The organism is Mitsuaria sp. CC2 (assembly GCF_048957715.1).
Taxonomy (GTDB): domain Bacteria; phylum Pseudomonadota; class Gammaproteobacteria; order Burkholderiales; family Burkholderiaceae_C; genus Roseateles.
In genome coordinates, this window is sequence record NZ_JARVXN010000033.1 from 87855 (window position 1) to 107198 (window position 19344).

At 68.2% G+C, this 19344-nt stretch carries 22 protein-coding genes and 1 tRNA gene; 8 read left to right on the forward strand and 15 right to left on the reverse strand.

The genetic code is table 11. The features are described 5' to 3' along the window. Positions 1–4: 4 nt before the first annotated feature. The 4 genes from PV762_RS21840 to PV762_RS21855 all read right to left on the reverse strand — a co-directional run bounded on the left by PV762_RS21840 (position 5) and on the right by PV762_RS21855 (position 3207). Positions 5–703 carry a zeta toxin family protein gene (locus PV762_RS21840; protein ID WP_421037094.1) on the reverse strand — a complete coding sequence of 233 codons (699 nt, stop codon included), beginning with the start codon at positions 701–703 and terminating at the stop codon, positions 5–7. Between the two features lie 65 nt (positions 704–768). Continuing rightward, the gene (locus PV762_RS21845; RefSeq protein WP_421037095.1) at positions 769–1167 is read right to left on the reverse strand and encodes a hypothetical protein; all 399 of its coding nucleotides are present in this window, start codon (positions 1165–1167) and stop codon (positions 769–771) included. A 53-nt stretch (positions 1168–1220) separates the two neighbouring features. Then, entirely contained in the window at positions 1221–2924 is a 1704-nt protein-coding gene (locus PV762_RS21850) for an NAD(P)/FAD-dependent oxidoreductase (protein WP_421037096.1), read from the reverse strand. A 118-nt stretch (positions 2925–3042) separates the two neighbouring features. Next, on the reverse strand, positions 3043–3207 hold the full coding sequence (locus tag PV762_RS21855) for a hypothetical protein (protein WP_297530647.1): 165 nt from the start codon (positions 3205–3207) through the stop codon (positions 3043–3045). A 288-nt stretch (positions 3208–3495) separates the two neighbouring features. Here PV762_RS21855 and PV762_RS21860 point away from each other — a divergent pair, with 288 nt between their 5' ends. After that, positions 3496–5202 (forward strand): vWA domain-containing protein, encoded by a 1707-nt coding sequence (locus tag PV762_RS21860; RefSeq protein ID WP_421037097.1) that lies wholly within the window; start codon positions 3496–3498, stop codon positions 5200–5202. A gap of 3 nt (positions 5203–5205) precedes the next feature. On the opposite strand, the gene PV762_RS21865 is transcribed toward PV762_RS21860, so the two are convergent. Further along, on the reverse strand, positions 5206–5424 hold the full coding sequence (locus PV762_RS21865) for a hypothetical protein (RefSeq protein ID WP_421037098.1): 219 nt from the start codon (positions 5422–5424) through the stop codon (positions 5206–5208). A gap of 21 nt (positions 5425–5445) precedes the next feature. Then, a tRNA-OTHER gene (locus PV762_RS21870) sits at positions 5446–5523 on the reverse strand. A gap of 282 nt (positions 5524–5805) precedes the next feature. Between PV762_RS21870 and PV762_RS21875 the strand changes: the two genes are divergently transcribed. Beyond that, the gene (locus PV762_RS21875; RefSeq protein WP_421037284.1) at positions 5806–6246 is read left to right on the forward strand and encodes a hypothetical protein; all 441 of its coding nucleotides are present in this window, start codon (positions 5806–5808) and stop codon (positions 6244–6246) included. Between the two features lie 377 nt (positions 6247–6623). Beyond that, positions 6624–7067 carry a hypothetical protein gene (locus PV762_RS21880; protein WP_421037099.1) on the forward strand — a complete coding sequence of 148 codons (444 nt, stop codon included), beginning with the start codon at positions 6624–6626 and terminating at the stop codon, positions 7065–7067. A 16-nt stretch (positions 7068–7083) separates the two neighbouring features. Here the strand turns inward: PV762_RS21880 and PV762_RS21885 are convergent, their stop codons facing one another. The 4 genes from PV762_RS21885 to PV762_RS21900 are packed head-to-tail and all read right to left on the reverse strand — an operon-like array spanning position 7084 to position 11244. Further along, on the reverse strand, positions 7084–7626 hold the full coding sequence (locus tag PV762_RS21885; protein WP_421037100.1) for a GAF domain-containing protein: 543 nt from the start codon (positions 7624–7626) through the stop codon (positions 7084–7086). Between the two features lie 39 nt (positions 7627–7665). Continuing rightward, positions 7666–8955 (reverse strand): class I SAM-dependent methyltransferase, encoded by a 1290-nt coding sequence (locus PV762_RS21890; protein ID WP_421037101.1) that lies wholly within the window; start codon positions 8953–8955, stop codon positions 7666–7668. Between the two features lie 13 nt (positions 8956–8968). Continuing rightward, positions 8969–9814 (reverse strand): DUF1365 domain-containing protein, encoded by an 846-nt coding sequence (locus tag PV762_RS21895; RefSeq protein ID WP_421037102.1) that lies wholly within the window; start codon positions 9812–9814, stop codon positions 8969–8971. Continuing rightward, the gene (locus tag PV762_RS21900) at positions 9811–11244 is read right to left on the reverse strand and encodes an NAD(P)/FAD-dependent oxidoreductase (RefSeq protein WP_421037103.1); all 1434 of its coding nucleotides are present in this window, start codon (positions 11242–11244) and stop codon (positions 9811–9813) included. The genes PV762_RS21895 and PV762_RS21900 overlap by 4 nt, the downstream gene beginning before the upstream one ends. A gap of 328 nt (positions 11245–11572) precedes the next feature. Between PV762_RS21900 and PV762_RS21905 the strand changes: the two genes are divergently transcribed. Together PV762_RS21905 and PV762_RS21910 are read left to right on the forward strand one after the other, a co-directional pair. Further along, a complete protein-coding gene (locus PV762_RS21905; RefSeq protein ID WP_421037104.1) occupies positions 11573–12166 on the forward strand; it encodes a sigma-70 family RNA polymerase sigma factor in 594 nt (197 codons plus the stop codon). Continuing rightward, positions 12166–12942, forward strand: coding sequence for a ChrR family anti-sigma-E factor (locus PV762_RS21910; protein WP_421037105.1), 777 nt, complete (start codon positions 12166–12168; stop codon positions 12940–12942). Before PV762_RS21905 ends, PV762_RS21910 begins: the two co-directional genes overlap by 1 nt. Here the strand turns inward: PV762_RS21910 and PV762_RS21915 are convergent. The 4 genes from PV762_RS21915 to PV762_RS21930 all read right to left on the reverse strand — a co-directional run bounded on the left by PV762_RS21915 (position 12905) and on the right by PV762_RS21930 (position 16086). Then, positions 12905–13372, reverse strand: a complete 468-nt coding sequence (locus PV762_RS21915; protein ID WP_421037106.1) for a DUF2177 family protein — start codon at positions 13370–13372, stop codon at positions 12905–12907. The two genes, PV762_RS21910 and PV762_RS21915, sit on opposite strands and share 38 nt — an antisense overlap. Positions 13373–13479: 107 nt before the next feature. Beyond that, on the reverse strand, positions 13480–14172 hold the full coding sequence (locus tag PV762_RS21920; protein ID WP_421037107.1) for a DUF6134 family protein: 693 nt from the start codon (positions 14170–14172) through the stop codon (positions 13480–13482). A gap of 26 nt (positions 14173–14198) precedes the next feature. Next, positions 14199–15014, reverse strand: a complete 816-nt coding sequence (locus PV762_RS21925; RefSeq protein WP_421037108.1) for a DUF1295 domain-containing protein — start codon at positions 15012–15014, stop codon at positions 14199–14201. Positions 15015–15024: 10 nt separating this feature from the next. Beyond that, positions 15025–16086 carry an SAM-dependent methyltransferase gene (locus PV762_RS21930; RefSeq protein ID WP_421037109.1) on the reverse strand — a complete coding sequence of 354 codons (1062 nt, stop codon included), beginning with the start codon at positions 16084–16086 and terminating at the stop codon, positions 15025–15027. Positions 16087–16276: 190 nt separating this feature from the next. On the opposite strand from PV762_RS21930, the gene PV762_RS21935 reads away from it, so the two are divergent. Both PV762_RS21935 and PV762_RS21940 read left to right on the forward strand, forming a co-directional pair. Then, a complete protein-coding gene (locus PV762_RS21935) occupies positions 16277–16675 on the forward strand; it encodes a RidA family protein (protein WP_421037110.1) in 399 nt (132 codons plus the stop codon). 95 nt (positions 16676–16770) lie between these two features. Next, complete coding sequence (locus tag PV762_RS21940; protein ID WP_421037111.1) at positions 16771–17265, forward strand: GNAT family N-acetyltransferase; 495 nt, start codon at positions 16771–16773, stop codon at positions 17263–17265. A 4-nt stretch (positions 17266–17269) separates the two neighbouring features. On the opposite strand, the gene PV762_RS21945 is transcribed toward PV762_RS21940, so the two are convergent. Continuing rightward, positions 17270–18058 carry an SDR family NAD(P)-dependent oxidoreductase gene (locus PV762_RS21945; protein WP_421037112.1) on the reverse strand — a complete coding sequence of 263 codons (789 nt, stop codon included), beginning with the start codon at positions 18056–18058 and terminating at the stop codon, positions 17270–17272. 140 nt (positions 18059–18198) lie between these two features. On the opposite strand from PV762_RS21945, the gene PV762_RS21950 reads away from it, so the two are divergent. Further along, entirely contained in the window at positions 18199–19092 is an 894-nt protein-coding gene (locus PV762_RS21950) for an AraC family transcriptional regulator (RefSeq protein ID WP_421037113.1), read from the forward strand. The last annotated feature ends 252 nt before the right edge of the window (positions 19093–19344 follow it).

The following is a 19344-nucleotide window of genomic DNA, read 5'->3' on the forward strand; positions in this document are numbered from 1 at the left end:
CATGTCAGGAGCCCGCGGGAGCGGGCTCCTGATTCGTCGGACAGACGATGTCCAGCCATCCACCCGCCAGACGCTTGATGTGCGGGTGGACACTGGAACCCGCAGCCCGGACGTCGAACAGCACCTCCTCGCCGCGCTGCACGCGTGCCAGGGAGAACCCGAGTCGGCCGTCCAGGCTGTTGTCGAACATCAAGGTCGCATCGGCCAGCGGGGCCGCGTGACCGATCGCCGCACGCGTGCGTGGGAATCGCGTCTGCAGCTTGCGAAGCGGCACGTTGTGCCCACCCTGTTCGACACGTTGAGCCACCCGCGTCACGGACAGATTCACGTGTGCGAGCCCGACGAAGACCAGCACCACGAAGTAGCCCTCGTTCTGCATCTCCGCGATGTCGTCGGCCTTCGACTCGATCCGACCATCAGGATGCTCGACGTAATGCGAGAACACGGTCTCGAACGCAAAGGGCAAGCCTTCGCGCATGACGAGCGTCTTGAAGGCGCGAACGCCTTCCTGCGACATGCGGGCCCAGCGGTCGTCGTCGTTGCGCAGCTTCTGCGCCCACGCCGGCAGCGGAGACTCGCTGGGAAGAATGGAAGAGGTCAGGTTGTCCGCGTTCAGCAGCGGCATCTGCAAGGTCGGACCCAGCTTGTCGCGCCACAGCGTGGACTTGCCCGACCCGTTGTGTCCGGCCAGCACGATCGCCATGGGCTTTGTCTGCCCTTTTCCCAGGCCTTTGAGCAGTCCGGACAAGGACGGCGGGACTTGCCCGGTCACTTGTTCGTCAGCGCCTGGAAACGGCCATGGACAAGGCGGCCTCGCTCGCGCTTGCCATCGGCGGACTTGCGCACCAGGATCGACGGATCGCTGGGATCGGCGGAGTAGACGAAGCTGATGTTGGCGCCCGGCGGGAACACCGTCTTGCGCGACACCCCCGGCTTTTCCAGCGCCTCGCCGACCTTCTTCATCAAGCTGCTCGTCTGCTCATCGCGTTTGGTGCGCTTGACGGGGATGAACCGTCCGCTGGAGGTATCGACAAGCGCCATGCCGCCCGAGAACACAGCTACGGCCGTGCCCTTGACCGTCAATGGCTTGACGGGCTTCTGCGGATCGGACTTCTTGAGGGAGGTGGTAGCCATGACGTGCGGCGTGAGTGCCAGGAATTGTGCCACTGCGGCCTGTGTGTCGGACCCGGAAGTACCGATCGCCCCGCTCCGCGGTCGACTCAGAGACCCAGCAGCGACTTCCCCAACGCTTCGGCCACCTCGATGCCGTCGACGCCGGCGGACATGATGCCGCCAGCGTAGCCGGCGCCCTCGCCGGCCGGATACAGGCCGCGGACGTTCAGGCTCTGGTAGTCCTTGCCGCGCGTGATGCGAAGCGGCGAGGAGGTCCGCGTCTCGACACCGGTCAGCACCGCGTCGCTCATCGCGAAGCCGCGGATCTGGCGCTCGAAGGCCGGAAGCGCTTCGCGGATCGCGTCGAGCGCGTACTTCGGCAGGCTGCCATTGCCCTTCTGCTGCAGGTCGGTCATGGTGACGCCGGGCTTGTAGCTCGGCTCGACGCTGCCCAGCGCCGTGCTGCGCTGACGCTTGACGAAGTCGCCCACCAGCGCGGCCGGCGCCCGGTAGTTGCCTTCGCCGAGTTCGTAGGCGCGCGACTCCCAGAAGCGCTGGAACGCGAAGCCGTCCAGCGGATTGACGGTGCTGCCGTCCTGCTTGCCGTCCTGGCGGTAGTCCTCGGGCGTGATGCCGACGACGATGCCCGCATTCGCGTTGCGCTCGTTGCGGGAGTACTGGCTCATGCCGTTGGTGACGACGCGGTTCGGCTCCGACGTCGCAGCGACCACGGTGCCGCCCGGGCACATGCAGAAGCTGTAGACCGAGCGGCCGTTGCCCGCATGGTGGACCAGCTTGTAATCCGCCGCGCCGAGGATGGGATGACCCGCGTTCGGGCCGAAGCGGGCCTTGTCGATGATCGACTGCGGATGTTCGATGCGGTAGCCGATGGAGAACGGCTTGGCCTCCATGTGAACGCCGCGCTCGTGGAGCATCGTGAAGGTGTCGCGCGCGCTGTGGCCGAGTGCGATGACCACATGATCCGCGCGCAGTTGCTCGCCCGACGCGAGCGTCACGCCGCGCACATGCTGCTGGCCGTCGGCGCCGGGCTCGATGAGCAGGTCGGTGACCTTCTGCTGGAAGCGGATCTCGCCGCCGAGGCCCTCGATCTCGGCGCGCATCTTGATGATCATGCTCACCAGGCGGAAGGTGCCGATGTGGGGCTTGCTGACGAAGAGGATCTCCTCGGGCGCGCCGGCCTTGACGAACTCGGTCAGCACCTTGCGCGTGAGGAAGCGCGGATCGGAGATCTGGCTGTAGAGCTTGCCGTCGGAGAAGGTGCCCGCGCCGCCTTCGCCGAACTGGACGTTCGATTCGGGGTCGAGCACGCTTTCACGCCACAGGCCCCAGGTGTCCTTGGTGCGCTCGCGGACCTGCTTGCCGCGTTCGAGCACGATGGGCCGAAGGCCCATCTGCGCCAGGATCAGCGCGGCGAAGAGGCCGCAGGGGCCGAAGCCGATGACGACGGGACGCGGGCGTTCGCCGGCGTCGGTGCCACTGGCAGCATAGAAGTCCGCCGGCGCATGACCGGCGAACCTGTAGTCGGTATCGGGCGAGGGCTTGATGTGCGTGTCGCCGGCATGGCGCTGCAGCAGCGCGGCTTCGGCGGCGGTGTCGCCCCCACCGTTGATTTCGCAATCGATGGAATAGATCAGCACCATCGCGGACTTCTTGCGCGCGTCGTAGCTGCGCTTGAAGACGGTGAAGGCGGTGAGTTGCGCGTCGGGGATGCCGAGCCGTTGGACGACGGCGAGGCGCAGCGCCTCCTCGGGGTGGTTGAGGGGCAGGCGGAGTTCGTTGATGCGGATCATGGCGATTGATCGGGCAGCGGCGCGAGGGTCAGGTCATGAGCCTCGCTGAAAACAAAACAGGCCCCGCCGGAGGGCATGGGCCTGTTGTCGGATCGATGGGGAGGAACTCCCCGCGACCTCAACCCGAGTGCGGACGCTTGCCCGGGTTCTTCTTCGAGCGGGTGTGCGAACCGCGCTCGAGGCTGCTCTTCTGACCGCGATGCGAGGTCACGGTCACGCCCTTCGGCGCGACGGGACGGGGGGCGGCCTTGCGGTCGGCTTCCGTGATGATCTTGTTGCCCATGTTGGCTCCGGTAAATGAACTGAAAAACACCTGCCCGAAGTCACAGACTCGCCGGCCTCGGACCCAATCGGGCGACCGGTTGCCTGGAGCAGCGTCGGAAATACGGTGAAGGGCGGGAGTTTACACGCGCCGGAGGGGTTCCCGCTCTCCCCCTCCACGGGGACGGTGACCTGTCAACCATCCCCCCTCGCGCCCGTTGACCGTCGAGCGGGTCGTCGCGAGGATGATCCGCATTCGGCCAGGACGACGTCCGAGGCGCCGGCCGGCCGCACCACAGAGGGAGAAACCATGTCATTGCCGTCCCGATCCACGATCGCCCAGGCCGTCCTGCTGACGGCCGCGGTCGCCACGCTCCTCGGTTGCTCCACCCTGCAGCGGCAGGGCGACACGAGGCCGCCGGAGCCGGCCCCTGTCGCCACCCTGCCGCCGGCGCCAGCCCCGGCTCCCGTTATGGCCGACAGGGCGCCGCCGGCGCCAGGGGCCCCCGCCATGGCGAGGGAGCAGCGCGCGGCGATCACCGCTTCGTCCTACGCGCCCCGACCGATGCCGATGCCGCCGCCGGCATCGACAGCCAAGTACACGGCTTTCTCCGACAACCCCTGGCAGCGCGCCGCCGAACAGCCTGTCTCCACCTTCAGCGCCAGTGTCGACACCGGCAGCTACGCCAACGTCCGCCGCTTCATCAACCGCGGCCAACTACCGCCGCAGGACGCGGTGCGGGTGGAGGAACTGGTCAACTACTTCGGCTTCGAGGCCCCCGGCCCCGAGGTCGGCGAGCGCGATCCGTTCAAGGTTCGCGCGCAGGTGCTGGCCTCGCCCTGGAACGCCGACCGCGGCCTGATCCGCATCGCCATCAAGGGCAAGGACATCGCCAAGGCGAGCCTGCCGCCGGCGAACCTGGTGTTTCTCGTCGACGTGTCGGGGTCGATGGGGCCTGAAGACCGGCTGCCGCTGGTGAAGTCGGCGCTGAAGCTGCTGACCGCGCAACTGCGCCCGGTGGACCGGGTGAGCGTGGTCACCTACGCCAGCGGCACGCGCGTCGCGCTGCCGCCGACGTCCGGCGACCGGAAGACGGCCATCAACGACGCCATCGACCAGTTGGGCGCCGGCGGCGGCACCTACGGGGAAGGCGGTCTGAAGCTCGCCTACGCGCAGGCCCGCGAGTCCTTCATCCCGGAAGGCATCAACCGCGTGCTGCTGGCCACCGACGGCGACCTGAACATCGGCGAGACCAACCAGGAGACGCTCAAGAAGATGATCGAGGGCGAACGCAAGAGCGGCATCACCTTGACGACGCTGGGCGTGGGCCAGTCCAACTTCAACGAAGCGCTGATGAAGAAGCTGGCCGACACCGGCAACGGCAGCTACCACTACCTGGACTCGCTGCAGGAAGCGCACAAGGTGCTGGTCAACGAGATGACCTCGACGCTGGCGACGATCGCGCAGGACCTGAAGCTGCAGGTCGAGTTCAACCCGGCGACGGTGCAGGAGTACCGCCTGATCGGCTACGAACTGCACGCGCTCAAGCGCGAGGACTTCAACAACGACAAGGTGGACGCGGGCGACATCGGCGCCGGCCACCAGGTCACGGCGCTGTACGAGTTCGTGCCGGCCGGCGCGAAGGGCAGCGTCGATCCGCTGCGCTACGGCAACGAGGACAAGACGGTGAAGGACGCGCCGCGCGTCGGCAGGAACGGTGAACTAGCCTGGCTCAAGCTGCGCTACAAGCCGCCGGGCCAGGAGACGAGTCAGCTGGTGGAACTGCCGGTGATGAAGCCGCGGACGATGCCCGCGCTGGCCGCGCAGGACGCCGACACGCGATTCGCGGTGGCGGTGGCCGCCTGGGGTCAGTGGTTGCGGGGCAGCCCGCTGATCGGTGACTACGGTCCCGAGCAGTTCGTGCCGCTCGCCCGCGAGGCGCGCGGCGAGGACCGGTACGGCCACCGCGCGGAGTTCGCCAGACTGGCCGAGCTGTCGGCCAGCCTGAAGCGATGAGGCTTATTCGACCACGTGACCGCCGGCGTCCAGCGCCGGCGGGCGCATCAGGTCGACATCGACACCCATCGCTTCGCTGGCGCGCTCGACGGCCTGCCAGAGGTCGGCCGGCATCTGCAGGATTTCCTCCGGCGAGCTGGCTCTCGCGATCCACGCATCAATCTCCTGGTGCTGCGCCACCGTGATCAGGTCCAAGTTCAACATCTCGTCGATCGTCTTCACTGCGCACTTCCTTCTTGTGGGAGCCGGCGACAGGCCTCGACACCTGCACCCCTTTCGGGGACTGCTGTAGCAGTGCGTCTACCGTTCCGCCACGCCGACCGGTGACTAGTATGCGGGAGGATTCGCCTTCGAATCCTCCTTGCCTCGCCACTCATCCCCACTCGTCGCTCCTCCGATCCCCCATGCCGTCGCCGCTCGTCCGTCAGCGGCACGGCGGCCCTTCCTACAGACTTCGCCGCGCGCATCGACTACTGTGAGGGGATGAAGCCAGCCGCCCCTTCCACCGACCGCGAGCCCACACCCGCCGACGAGGACACCGTCCCCGTGCTGCTGCGGGGCTTCTCCGTGGTGCATGCCGCGTTGGCGCTGCTCTTCACGGCCATGGCGCTGCTGCTGCTCGCGATCGCGGCGAAGGAAGCCTGGATGGCGCTCCACCTCGACTGGGACGACAAGGCCGCGCAACTGGTCATCGAGGCGATGGGCGTGCTGGCCGCCGCGGTCGTGGCGCTGCAGATCGCCCAGACGATCACCGAAGAGGAAGTCATCCGCACCGCCCACATCAGCGCCCCGACGCGCGTGCGGCGTTTCCTGTCGCGATTCATGGTCGTCATCGTGGTCGCGCTCGCGATCGAGGCGCTGGTCGCGACCTTCCGTGCCGCGCATTCCGATTCGACCCTGCTGCTGCACGCGGCGGCCATGGTCTTCGCGGTCGGCGCGCTGCTCACCGGCTGGGGGCTGTTCATCCATCTGAACCGCTCCGCCGAGGAACTGGAGCCCGAAGCCATGCAGGAGGCCAAGCGGGAGGATCACAAGCTGAAGTGAGCGGTCTTGCCAATTACGGCGGGGCGGACTTCGCCGGTGATCGCCGTTCTGGCCCGAGACTCCTGATCCAAGTCTCCCTCCCCACTGATCCCAGGCATCGGACCTTCGACTTGCACTGAAGTCGGTCATGGCGCGAATGGACGTCATTCGCGACGATAGGTCCCAGGTGTTCGAAGCACCTTCATACATCGGCAGGCCGCCCCGATAGAGCGGCCACTTTCGCCCTCCCACTCCGCGTGTTCATCGGGCGAGATGGGCCTCTCCGCAAGGACGGCCACACGGATCTGTATGACGTGTTTCGACATCTCGCCCACCCGATCGCGCGGATCAACCCGTCCTTCCCGTGGGCCATTGCGCCAACTCTTGGGAAAGACACCATGACCCGCCTGATCGATGCCGAACTTCCGCCCGCCTCAGACCCCGTCGTTGATGCTCACGTCGATGTCGATGTCGACGCCGCCATCAACGACCATCCGCTGCGCTACATCGCGGCCCTCGCCCGCCGGATCCGCGACGACGCCACCCTCATCGCGGATCCTGCGTCGCCCTGCCCGTCAAACCGCGAATCGAGGTGCTTCGTGCTGAACCGCAAGATCACGACCCGCGCCGCCTTCGACGGCATCTGCGACCGTGTCCAACTGCTGCAGCATCACATGGAGGTGATGCGGGTCGACGACTCCGCCGAAAGGCTGGCGCACGACCACGCGGTGATGGGCCAGGTGCTCGAGGAACTCGACGTGTTGCTGCGCGTCGTCGCGCTCGCGGCATTCGAGGAGCAGCTCTATCGCTGGGCCGTCCCGCGTCCGGACTTCAAGTCCTGACCCTCAGCCAACGCTGTCAATCGTTATCGAACGGCAGCGTGTCCAGGAAGTCCTGGGCCTCGACCTTGCGCGCGACGAGGCGCGCGCAGCCCTTCAGGCGCGAGAGGTCCTCGGACCGGAGACCCGGGTTCGGTTGGACGCTGAAGCAGCACACCGTGCCGAAGACGCGGCCGTCCGACAGCACCACCGGCGCGCTCAGATGGGCGCCGATGGGGACCGGTGTCGGCGGGAGTTTCAACTCGGCAGCCATGGCGGCGGCGTTCGTCATCAACTCCGGCGCACGACCTTCGACGATGCGCTGGCAGTAGCTCTGTTCCAGCGGCGCGGAATCGCCAACCTGCACCGCGATCTCCGACTGGCCGTCGACGAAACGGAACACACGTTCCCCGTCCTGGAATTCCGAGACAAACACGACGTCCATGTGAAGCTGCTCGCGCAGGCCTTTCAGGACACCGGTGATCCGCGCGTCGAGATCGGGGTCGAAACCATCCGCCGTGGCGGCGAGCAATTCAGAGATGGCGACGTCGAGGGAATGGGCGGTGAACGGGCGTTCGTACATCGGCGCGGTCTACTGCTGGCATGGATTCAGAAGGACATGCTACCGCGACGGATGCGACGAATGCGTGAGCCTGTAGAGACCGACATCCACCCGGCCGGAGCGGAAACCGGCTTCGCAATAGCTGAGGTAGTACTCCCACAGCCGCTTGAACGGCAGGTCGAATCCCTGGGCCTCGATGGCCGGCCATTCGGCCAGGAAACGCCGGCGCCATTCGACCAGCGTGGCCGCGTAGCCGAGCCCGAAACGCGCCTGCGTCGAGAAGCTCAAACGCGCTTGCCGGGCCTCTTCGGCCATGCGCGTCGGCGTCGGAAGCATGCCGCCGGGGAAGATGCAGCGCTGGATGAAATCCGGGTTCGCGCGATAACGCTCGAAGTGCGGTTCGTCGATGGTGATGGCTTGCAGGACCGCCACGCCGTCAGGCTTGAGCCGGTCGCGCAAGGTCGAGAAATAGACCGGCCAGTACGCCTCGCCCACGGCCTCGATCATCTCGATCGAGACGATGCGGTCGAAGCGGCCTTCGACGTCCCGGTAGTCCTGCAGGCGCAGGTCGACCTGACCGGACACGCCCCACTGCTCGGCGCGCGCCTGTGCGAAGCGCAGCTGCTCGGTCGACAGCGTCAGACCGACCACTTCCACGCCGCAGCGCTTGGCCAGCGTCGCCGCGAGCGTGCCCCAGCCGCAGCCGATCTCCAGCACCCGCTGGCCCGCGCGCAGATCCATCAGCTCGACGATGCGATCCAGCCGTCTCGCCTGCGCTTCCTCCAGTGAACCGGCATCGACATCGATGTCCGTTCCGGGAGCGCCAGCGCCCATGCCCTCCTGCGGCTCGCCGTATATCGCGCTCGAATACAGCATGCTGTCGTCCAGCCACCGCTCGTAGAAGCGGTTGCCGAGGTCGTAGTGCGCGGCGATGTTGTGCCGGCTGCCGCTGCGCGTGTTGGCGTTCGCGCGGTGCAGCAGCCGCGAGATCCAGCGCGCCGGGCCGCGCGTCTCGGCGACGGTGCCCAGCGCCGTCTCGTTCGCGATCCCGAACGACAGCAGTGCCGTCAGGTCGGGCGTGCTCCAGTCGCCGTCCCGATACGAGAACGCGAGGCCCAGGTCGCCCTGCAACAGCAACCGCAATGCCGGTCTCCAACGATGCAGGTGCAGCGCGGCGGATGGGCCGGGGTACGGGCCAATGGCCTCGACGCGGCGCCCATCGGGCAGCGTGAGCGCCAGCCGCCCTTGCTGGATGCGAGCGAGCACGCGTCGCAACGGCTCATGGCGAGCGCCGAGGCGGTCGCCGCCCAGGGTCGCGGGGGTGATCTCGAGGACCGCGGGTGCGGTCATGAACGAGCTCTCTTCATGCATGTCGCGTCGTTTCAATGGGGGTGGAGGCATCGGCGCGGACGATCGTCATGGGCCGGTCCGGCGCGGCGGGCCGCTCGTGCAGCCGAGCGCCTTTCAGCCATAAGCGCAGCGCTTCCCAGTGGATGCCGACGACGACCTTCAGCGTGAGCAACGGATGCGTCACGAGCAGGCGCAGCAGCGCACCATCGGTCAGCGGCGCGCGGGCAGCGTCCAGCCGTGCGTTCAGGACCGCCGCACCATCGCCGCCGTCATGCACGCTCACGCCGATCGACAGCCGCTCGCGCGGCGGTTCGATCCGGAAACGGTACTCCAGCGCCATGCCGAGGAAGGGCGACACATACAGCTGCTTGCCGCTGCGCTGCTCGACCACGGGCGCCGCGCGCTGCGCCTCGTCGACTTCGATCAGATAGCTGTGGCGCTCGCCGAAGGTGTTGTTGACTTCGTAGACGATGGCGCGCAGCGGGCCTTCCGGCGCGTGACAGAACCAGACGCTCAGCGGATTGAAGGCGTAGCCCAGGAGGCGCGGCATCGCCAGCAACCGGATCGCGCCACCGGTCGGCAGCCCCGCCAGGGCGAGTCGGGTGTCGACATGGGCGCGCAGGGCCGGCACATCCCCGGCCGTCCCGTCGCCATGGTCGGACGGCCGGAAGCTGAAGAGATTGAAGCGCCCCACCGAGAACCACCGCAGCCGGGCATCCAGCGCGGGAAGCTCGTCGAGGTCCAGCAGCAGCGTGAACATCCGGTACTGCAGCCGGTGCCGCAGCGGCCGCAGCCGCTGGTGCATGACCTGCCCGCGATAGATCGCCGAGTGCAGGTCCGCATCCGGCCGCGTGCTCATGCGGTCACCGCCCGCGGCAGGTGGATGCGATCGGATTCGCCGGCGACGGTCCACGGCCGTCGCACGCCGCCAAGGGCCTCGGCGACGGCCAGCCCGGCCTGAAGCCCGTCCTCATGGAATCCGGAGCCGAAGTACGCGCCGCAGAACCAGGTGCGCTGCCGCCCCTGCAGCGACCAGAGCTCGCGCTGGGCCGCGATCGCGCCGGCATCGAAGCGTGGATGCTCGTAGACGTCGGTGCGGATCAGGTGCTCGGGACGCGGCGCCACCGACGGATTCAGCGACACGAACAAGGGCGACGCGTAGCGACCTTGCGGCAGATGCGGCTGCAGACGGTTCATCCAGTAGGTCACCGTCGGCGGCAGCTGCAAGGCTTCCCGCGCAACGTCCGGCGCGACGTCCGGCATGGCGCCGGCGAACGCGGCGTCACCCTGCCCCGCCAGGTAGTTCCAGCTCGACCACACGGCCCGGCGGCGCGGCATCAGCGCGGGATCGCGATGCAGCACCGCGAGGTTGCGCGTGTAGGGGAAAGCGCCCAGCAGGCGCTGCTCCTCGGCTGTCGGTACCGTCAGCATGCGCAGCGACTGGTCCGCGTGCGTGGCCAGCACCACGTGGTCGAAGCTCGGCGTCCACGCGCCGCGCCGGGTGCGCAGCCGCACGCCGTCGGGCTCGCGGGCGACGGCGATGACCGCCTCGTCGCGGTGCAGGCGATCCTCGATCCCCCGCGTCAGGCGCTTCACGTACTCGCGGCTGCCGCCGTCCACGGTGCGCCAGACCGGGCGGTCGGTCAGTTTCAGCAGCCCGTGGTTCTCGCAGAAGCGCACGAAGGCGGCCACGGGATAACGTCCGATGTCCGCCGCCGCCGAGGACCAGATCGCCGCGCCCATCGGGTACAGGTGATCGTCGCGGAAGGCGCGGCCGTAGCCGCGTGCATCCAGGTAGTCGTCCAGCGACAGGTCCCCGCAGGCGGCGGCGTCGCGGGGCGCCTCGCGGTAGAAACGCATCAGGTCGCGCAGCATCCCCCAGAAGCGCGGGCGGATCAGGTTGCCGCGCTGGGCGAACAGTCCGTTGAGGTCGGTGCCCGCGTACTCCAGCCCGCCGTCGTTCAGGCTCACGGCGAAGGACATGTCCGAGGCGTTCGTCGGCACGTCCAGATGGCGGAACAGCGCGCTCAGGTTGGGATAGGCGGGTTCGTTGTAGACGATGAAGCCGGTGTCGACGGGCACCTGCCGCAGCCCGCAAAGGGCGTCGACCGTGTGGCTGTGACCACCGATGCGGCCCTCGGTCTCGAAGACCTGGACATCGTGCCGCTTCGACAGCAGCCACGCGCAGGACAGGCCGGAAATGCCGGCGCCGACGACGGCCACCCGCAAGCGGCGACCCTCTTCGAGGAGCGGCATCGGCAGGCTGTGTCGGTCGGTGGGGCGGTCCATGGGCGCGTCCTGGTTCTTTGCTGTTTGCGCTTCTACGCGGTCGGCCGCGTTTTGGATTCCTCGCCCGTGAAGGATCCCCCATTTGAACGGGCGAACGTCGCCCGCATGGTGGCAAATCCTCGATCGAGCGATGATCCGGGACGTCGTCCGCCGCGTAAGAGTGTCCATGGGCCCCTTGCGACACGACGAACCGACCTCGGCACCGGCCACCCCGCCGGGCGCCAGACCCTTGTCTCCGGGCGCCAGGCCGGTGGCTGTTTCCGTCGTATCCTCGAACGCCGCGTCGACGCCAGCGCATCGACGCCCGTCCTCGCCGAAAGCCCGCCACTTGAAGATCGTCCCGATCGATCCCGACCGCAGCGCGCCGCCCTCCCCGCCCGGGGAGGACTGGCCGGCGCTGATGCTGCGCGTGGCCGAGCTGAAGGACCGCGAGGCCTTCGGCCGGCTGTTTTCGTACTTCGCGCCGCGGGTGAAGAGCTATCTGATCCGCACCGGCAGCACCGACGGCGCCGCCGAGGACCTGGCGCAGGATGCGCTGGTGATGGTGTGGCGCAAGGCGGCGCTGTTCGATGCCAAGCAGGCAGCGGTGTCGACCTGGATCTTCACGATCGCGCGCCGGCTGCGCATCGACGCCGCGCGGCGCCATCTGCTGGACGGCGCCGGCGATGAATGTTTCGAATTCGACCGGCTGGAGGCTGACCAGCCCGGCGTCGGCGAACAGGCCGACGCGACGCGACTGTCGCGCCGGGTGTGCGAGGCGCTGAACCAGCTCCCGCCCGAGCAGGCCCAGGTGCTGCGCCTGTCCTTCTACGACGACGAACCGCATGCCCGCATTGCGGCGGAGCTCGGCCTGCCGCTGGGCACCGTCAAGTCGCGGATCCGGCTGGCCGTGGCGCACCTGCGCCGGCTGATCGATCTGTGATGTCCCGACTCCTGATGCCCTCTCCGACCATGTTGCCGCCCCTCGAGATCCGCCATCACCCCGCCGACGAGCTGCTGCTGTCGCTCGCCAGCGGCGCGCTGCCGATCGGCATGCGGCTGGTGACGGAGACCCATCTGGAGCTCTGCCCGGCCTGCCGGGAGCGCGTGGCGATGCTGCGCGCGCTGGGCGGCGTGGTGCTCGAGGAGCAGCCCGAGGCGACGATGCGCGAGGACGCGCTCACACGCGCTTTCGACCGCATCGATCAACTCGACCGGACCAGACGGACAGTTGTCGCCCACGGCGCTGAGGACGTCCACAGCGGCCTCAGCTTCCACAGCGGCCACAGCGCCGACGGCACGGCGACACCGCGCAAGGTGTCCGCCCCGCCACCGTTGCCAGCCGGCGCGGTTTGGCCGAAGGCGCTGGCGGGTTGCAACGCGACACGCTGGCGCTGGCTGGGCCCTGGCATGCGCTGGAGTCGCGTGAGCGTGCCGGACGCGCCGGAGGCCAACGTCTTCCTGCTGCGCATCGGCGCTGGCAAGTACCTGCCCCAGCACACGCACCGCGGGACGGAACTGACGCAGATCCTCTACGGCCGTTTCCACGACGGCCGGTCATTGTTCGGACCGGGGGACTTTGACCTCGCCGACGACGAGGTCCACCATCAACCGGTGGTGCAGGACGGCAGCGAATGCATCTGCGTGGCGGCCGTCGAAGGCCGCCTGCACTTCGACGGGGTCATCGCCCGCTGGTTCGGATCGCTCGTCGGCATGTGAGCGCGGTGAGCGCCGAGCCGACCGCGGCGGAGACGCCGCTGACGGTCGCGCCCCAGACGAGGTCGATGACCGTCACGTGCCAGGGCCAGTCGCGCAGCGTGGCCTGATTGGTGAAATCGTAGGTCGCGTAGGCAAGGAAACCGAACAGCGCGCCGCGGCCGAGCGCACCTGCGAAGGGTCGACCCGACAGGGCCGGCGCGATTGCGAAGAACACCAGTCCGCCGACGTACAGCGGATAGAACACCGCCACGGCGCGCCAGTCGACGGTGGCGGCCATCAGATGCCCGATGGCCGGTTGGTAAAGCGCAGCTGAACTGAGGCTCAGCCAGACCGCATCCAGCCCCAGGAAGACGACGAGCGTCAGCACATAGGCGAGCGGCCAGCGCCAGGTCGGCGCTCGGGTGGGGATAGGTTCGTCGTGGTGTCTCATCGTGGTCTCCGGATTGAGGGTTCCGAGTTCAGGTGTCCGCATTCAGGGGCCGCATTCAGGGGTGACGCGTCGGTCGCCTGACTCGCGCGGTATCGGATGCTTCTGCTTCAGGGCAAACGGTAGGTCAGCACGCGATCGCCCTTCACCTGCGCGTCGAGGCCGATCCATCGACCGTCCGCGCGGTCGCGCCACAGCGTGAGCACCTGGCGGGCCGGCGCCGACTTGCCGGTCGATGGCGCCGTCGATGTGATCCGCCACCGAGAGGCGTCGACGTCGCGGCCACCCGCGGGAAGGGACGCATCGGGCAGGCGCTCGATGCGGACCTCGTCCACTTCGCCGGTCTGCGGATTCAGCAGGCGCTGCTGACGAACCAGCGCCGGGTTCCAGTAGGCGTAGCTCATGAGGCAGTCGGACTCGCCGGGATTACCAGGCTCGCCGGGCGCGGCGGATTCCAGGCGTCGGTCCACCTTGACCGGCTTCCCATCGTCGTCGGTGCTGCTGCGGATTTGCTGCAGGCAGTCCCCGCGCCATCGCTCGCGCGCCTCGTGGCGGTAACGGAAGACGGTGATGCCGAGCAGCTTCACGTCGAAGGCGGCGATGCTCGTGACGTCGCGCGCATCGACCGGGCCATCGACGGTGAACCGATGCGTGCCGATCGGCTTGCCGTCCAGGCGAACATCGAAGTTCCAGGTTTCGGCACAGGCCGCCGCTGCAAACCCGAAGGCGCCGACCGTCACAACGGCGACGCTTGCCGCGACGCGTTTGAATGCGGCGAAGCGCGCCACGCGGGTGGCGATCACGACGGCTCGTGGCAACGGGGCCGCAATCATCTCGCGCCCTCGCGCTTCGGCGGCCACGGGATGAAGGCGCTCGTGCGAGCGATGTAGTCGCGATAGGCGGGGCGACGCTCGCCGATGTCCTGTTCCAGCAGCGTCACACCGGAGACCTTCAGCAGCAGGAGGGTCATCAGCATCGGCGAGACCAGTGCCCAGGCGCCGGTCCATCCACCGGCGGCCAGGCTCATCACGCCGAGCCCCCACCAGAGGCAGGTTTCGCCGAAGTAGTTGGGATGACGCGAATAGCGCCAGAGGCCGCCGTCCATCACCTGGCCACGGTTGGCCGGATCGCGGCGGAAGCGCGCGAGCTGCGCATCGGAGATCGTCTCGACCAGCAGTCCGCCGATCGCCAGCACGGCGCCGACGGTGTCCCACGCGCCCCAAGGCGCGGCGCCCGGCGCGCTGGCCACGAGCATCGGCCAGCCGACGATCCAGGCCAACACCGCCTGCAGCAGGAACACGAGCCACAGGCTCTTGAGCGCGAAGTTCGGTTGGTTGCGCGCGCGGATGGCTTGATAGCGGCGGTCCTCGCCGTGCCCCCAGTTGCGGACGGTGACGTAGACGCCGAGGCGCAGCGCCCAGGCGACCGTGATCGCCGCCATCACGGTCGAGCGCGCGTCGCCGCCACTCTGCCAGACATAGAACACGACGGGCACCGCGATGAACGCCGACCAGACGCGATCCGCCAGGCTGGCATCACGCAGCGGGATGCTCGCCAGCCAGGTCGGCACGGCGATGACGAGGGTGATCAGCAGGCCGGCGAGGCCCAGCGCGGGCATGAGCGGCAGCGATTCGAGGAATGCCATGTCGATGGCCTCAGCGCCTGGGCGCGAAGAGGTAGTGGCTGACCCACCACTGCTGGCCCTTGTCGTACCCGAACAGTTCTTCGACAGAGAGCAGGAAGAGCCGCCAGCGCTGCCACCACATCGGCGCGTCCTTGGCGCCGTAGACCGATTCGAAGACCGGCCACAGCGCGGCTCGGTGGGCGTCGAAACGCTCCAGCCAGGCCGCGGCGGTGCGCGCGTAATGGCGCCCGTCCCAGCGCCAGCGCTCCTGCAGGGCGAGGTCGTCCTGGCACATCAGCGCGAGGTCGTCGCTGGGCATCATCCCGCCGGAGAAGAAATACTGGCTCATCCAGTCGGTGGCGTCGCGGACCTCGAAGGCGTAAGGCGCCTCGCGGTGGGCAAAGACATGCATGAAGAAGCGGCCGTCGTCGCGCAGCCAGCCGGCGACCTTGCGGAAGGCGCGAGGCCAGTTGCGCAGGTGTTCGAACATCTCGACGGACACGACGCGGTCGAAGCGGCCGTCGAGGCTCCCGTCCTCGCCGAAGGCGTTGAAGTCGCAGGTCACCACGCGCAGGTTGCGCAGTCCGCGGGCTTGGGCCTGTCCCTCGATGAAGGTGCGCTGCGAGGCCGAGTTCGACACGGCGAGGATCTCCGCCGCCGGAAACCGGGCGGCCATCCACAGGCTCAACGAGCCCCAGCCGCAACCGAGCTCGAGGATCCTCTGCCCGTCGACGAGCCCGGCGCGCGCGACGGTGGCTTCGAGCGCCGCCTCCTCGGCGGCGTCGAGCGTGTCGACGCCTTCGGGCCACCAGCAGCAGCTGTACTTGCGGTGGGGACCGAGCATCGCCTCGAACAGCGCGGCGGGCAGTTCGTAGTGCTGCTCGTTGGCTTTCTCGGTCTGCACGGCCAGCGGCGCGGCGCGCAGCGAGGCGAGGAAAGACTGCGTCAGCGCGGCGGCCGTCTCATAGTCGTGGTGATGCGACTCGTCGAGACGCTGGCGCAGCAGGCGCCGGATGCCGAGCCGCACGGCGGCCTCCGGCAACAGGCCGCGCTCGGCGAGGCGGACGGCGATCGAGGAGATGTCGAGATCCATGGGAGCGGCCGGAAGCGGTGGACGCGCTCTATACGCAGGGGGGAGTGATCTGGATCTCAAGACAGCAACACGAGCCCTACCGCCACTGTTTGGCATCCCCAAACAATGATTGTGCGAACTGCCTGTTTATCCGTGGCCGGCGAATTCCTACAGTGACTGCATCCGCAATCACCTGCAAGGAAAGCCCTTCATGACCACCCGCGACGTCGTTTCCCCGCCCGACCGCCACGCCCTGTACGAGCTGCACCGCTATTCCCCCGCCATCCGTTCCAACGGCCTGCTGTTCGTGTCGGGCCAGGTCGGCAGCCGGTCCGATGGTTCTCCCGAACCGGAACTCGATGCCCAGGTGCGCCTCGCGTTCAAGAACCTCAACGCGATCCTGGCCGAGGCCGGCTGCAGCTTCGCCGACGTCATCGACGTCACCGTCTTCATGGTGGATCCGCACACCCACTTCGAGCGCGCCTGGGAAGTCGCCGCCGAGTTCTGGGGCGATGCGCCCTACCCGACCGCCACCGCGATCGGCGTCACCTGGCTGTCCGGCTTCCAGTTCGAGATCAAGGTCATCGCGAAGCTGCCGGAAGCTGCTTGACACTCCGTGAACCTGACTGAGCCTCCCTGGCGCGGCTTGAGCGATTTGAAGCTGAGGGACACTGGGGGCAACGACTGCCCCCGGTGACTCCCCCGATGACCAGCCCCGCACGACGCCTCGCCCGCGCTGAAGACCTGGAACCGGTCTTCGCGATCTATTCGCATCCCAAGGTCGTTCCCTACCTGACCTACGAGCCGATGGACCTCACGTCCTTCGTGCCGATCTTCGAGGAGTTGGTGCGCAGCAGCGCCTTCTGGATCTGGGAAATCGACGGCGAGATCGCCGGCTTCTACCGGGCGACGCGTTATCCGGGCCGCGTGAGCCATGTGCTCCTGCTGGGCACGCTGGCCGTCGATCCCCGGCGCCACGGCCGAGGCGTCGGCCGCGCCATGATCGACGACGCCCTGCGCCACTTCCGCGACGCCGGCATCCGCCGCGTGGAGCTTTCCGCCGAGACCGACAACGACCAGGCGCTGGCCTTCTACCAGCGGCTCGGGTTCGTCGTGGAAGGCACGCTCAGGGACTTCTACAAGCGCGCCGATCAGGCGCACTACGTCGACGAACACGTGCTGGGGCTGCTGCTGGTCTGAGGCCTCAGACGACGTAGCCGCCGGACACCTCGATGTCCTGCGCGTTGATCCAGACACCCTCTTCGCGCAGCAACGAGACGATCACGCGCGCGACCTCTTCCGGCTCCCCCACCCGGCCCAGCGCCGTCTGGGACGAGAGCAGCGCCTCGAACGCGTCGTTCAGGCCGCCGCCCAGCTCGGTCCGGATCGCGCCGGGCGACACCGAGTTGGCGCGGATGCCCGACTCGCCGAACTCCTTGGCCATGTAGCGGGTGAGCACCTGCAAGCCGCCCTTGAACGCCGCGTAGGGCGCGACACCCGCCGTCGCCACGCGCGTCGTGGCGCTGGTCAGGTTGACGATGCCGGCCCCCTGGCGCAGCAGCGGCAGCAGCGCCTGCGTCAGGAAGAACGGACCTTTGAGGTGCACGTTGAAGAGACCGTCGAACTGCGCCTCGGTGACGTCGGCGATCGGCTGGAAAAGGCCGTAGCCGGCGTTGTTCACCAGGCCCGCGAGCCGCGTCGTCCGCCAGACGTCCGCGAGCGCCCGTTCCACCTCGGCGCGGAAGGCGGCGAAGGTGTCCACGGCGGCGACGTCCAGGCGAAGCGCGGCGGCCTTCCCTCCTAGGCTTTCGATGTCGCGCACCACGGCATGCGCGGCATCTGGACTCGCGTTGTAGGTGAGGATCACGCCGAGTCCGCGGCGCGCCGCCGCCATGGCCGTGCTCGCGCCGATGCCACGACTGCCGCCGGTGATGACGACGACGTCGGCGCTGGTTGGGGTGCTCGTGTTGTGGCTGGCGTTGTTGCTGTTCATTTCAGGCTCCGAAGCGAAGGGTTGGGATGGCTGAACGATAGAAAAGCGGTGGGCAGCTGTCGCAACCGTTCCTGCCTCATTCCTGCCCAATCCTGCTTTCCGACTTGCACCGTCGGGAGGACACGGGTTCCAATGCCGCCATGCGACAGCAACTCGACGAACTCCGGTCCTTGGCCGCCCGCGCGCAGAACCGTCCGACGGAGACGGGCATCCCGCGTGTCTTCATGGTCCAGGGCAGCATTCCCGAGCATGAGCTGGCGGCCGTCTACGATCCGATGGTCAACCTCATCCTCCGTGGAGGAAAGACCCTCGCGGTGGGCGACCAGACGCTGGACTACGACCCGGCCACCTATTTCGTCATGTCGGTCGATCTGCCCGCGGCCGGCACCGTGAGGCCGGCCGCCGACGGCTCGCCCTACCTGGCCGTCGCCCTGACGCTGGACGCGGGCGTGCTGGCGGACCTGCTGTCCAGCCTGCCCAATCCTGCCGACGCGCCGAACGGTCCTCGAGCGTTCTCGGTGGCCGCGGTGACGTCCGAGCTGCTCGATGCCTGGGTGCGCATGCTCCGGCTGATGGACCATCCCGGCGACATTCCCGCGCTCGCGCCCGCCTTCGAACGCGAGATCCTGTACCGCGTGCTGCAAGGGCCCATGGGCTGGATGCTGCGCGACGTCGCCACGCCGGAGACGGCGCTGGCCCGAATCCACAAGGTCATCCAGCGCATCCGCCGCGATGTCTCCCTGTCGCTTGCGGTGGAGGACCTGGCCGACGAGGCCGCGATGAGCGTGTCCGCGTTCCACCGTCACTTCAAGGCCGTCACCGCGCTGAGTCCCCTGCAGTATCAGAAGCAGCTGCGGCTGCTCCAGGCCCGCAAGCTGCTGGTGGCCTCGGGCGGGAACGTCACCTCCGTCGCGCACGAGGTCGGCTATGAAAGCCCCACGCAGTTCAGCCGCGAGTACGGGCGCGCGTTCGGCCTGCCGCCGGCCAAGGATGCGATGCGGATCATGGCCGGGTTCCAGCAGCGCGGGTCTTGAAATCGACTTTCCGTATCCCTAGATGGCGATTCGAGCCCCACATGCTGATGGACGCGGGAGCCCATCCGCCCGACCACCTGCTCGACGAGTTCGAGTGCGCCATCGGAGACGCTCATGCGTCGTCGAGCGGTTATCCGGCCCGCCTCCGGGAGGTCGTGCGACACGTCGACTAGCGCTACTGCGGGAGAAGTCGGCTGGGGCGGCCTCGCAGGCACGCTGTGGTGGATCAATCCGAGACCGAACGTCGCCGCG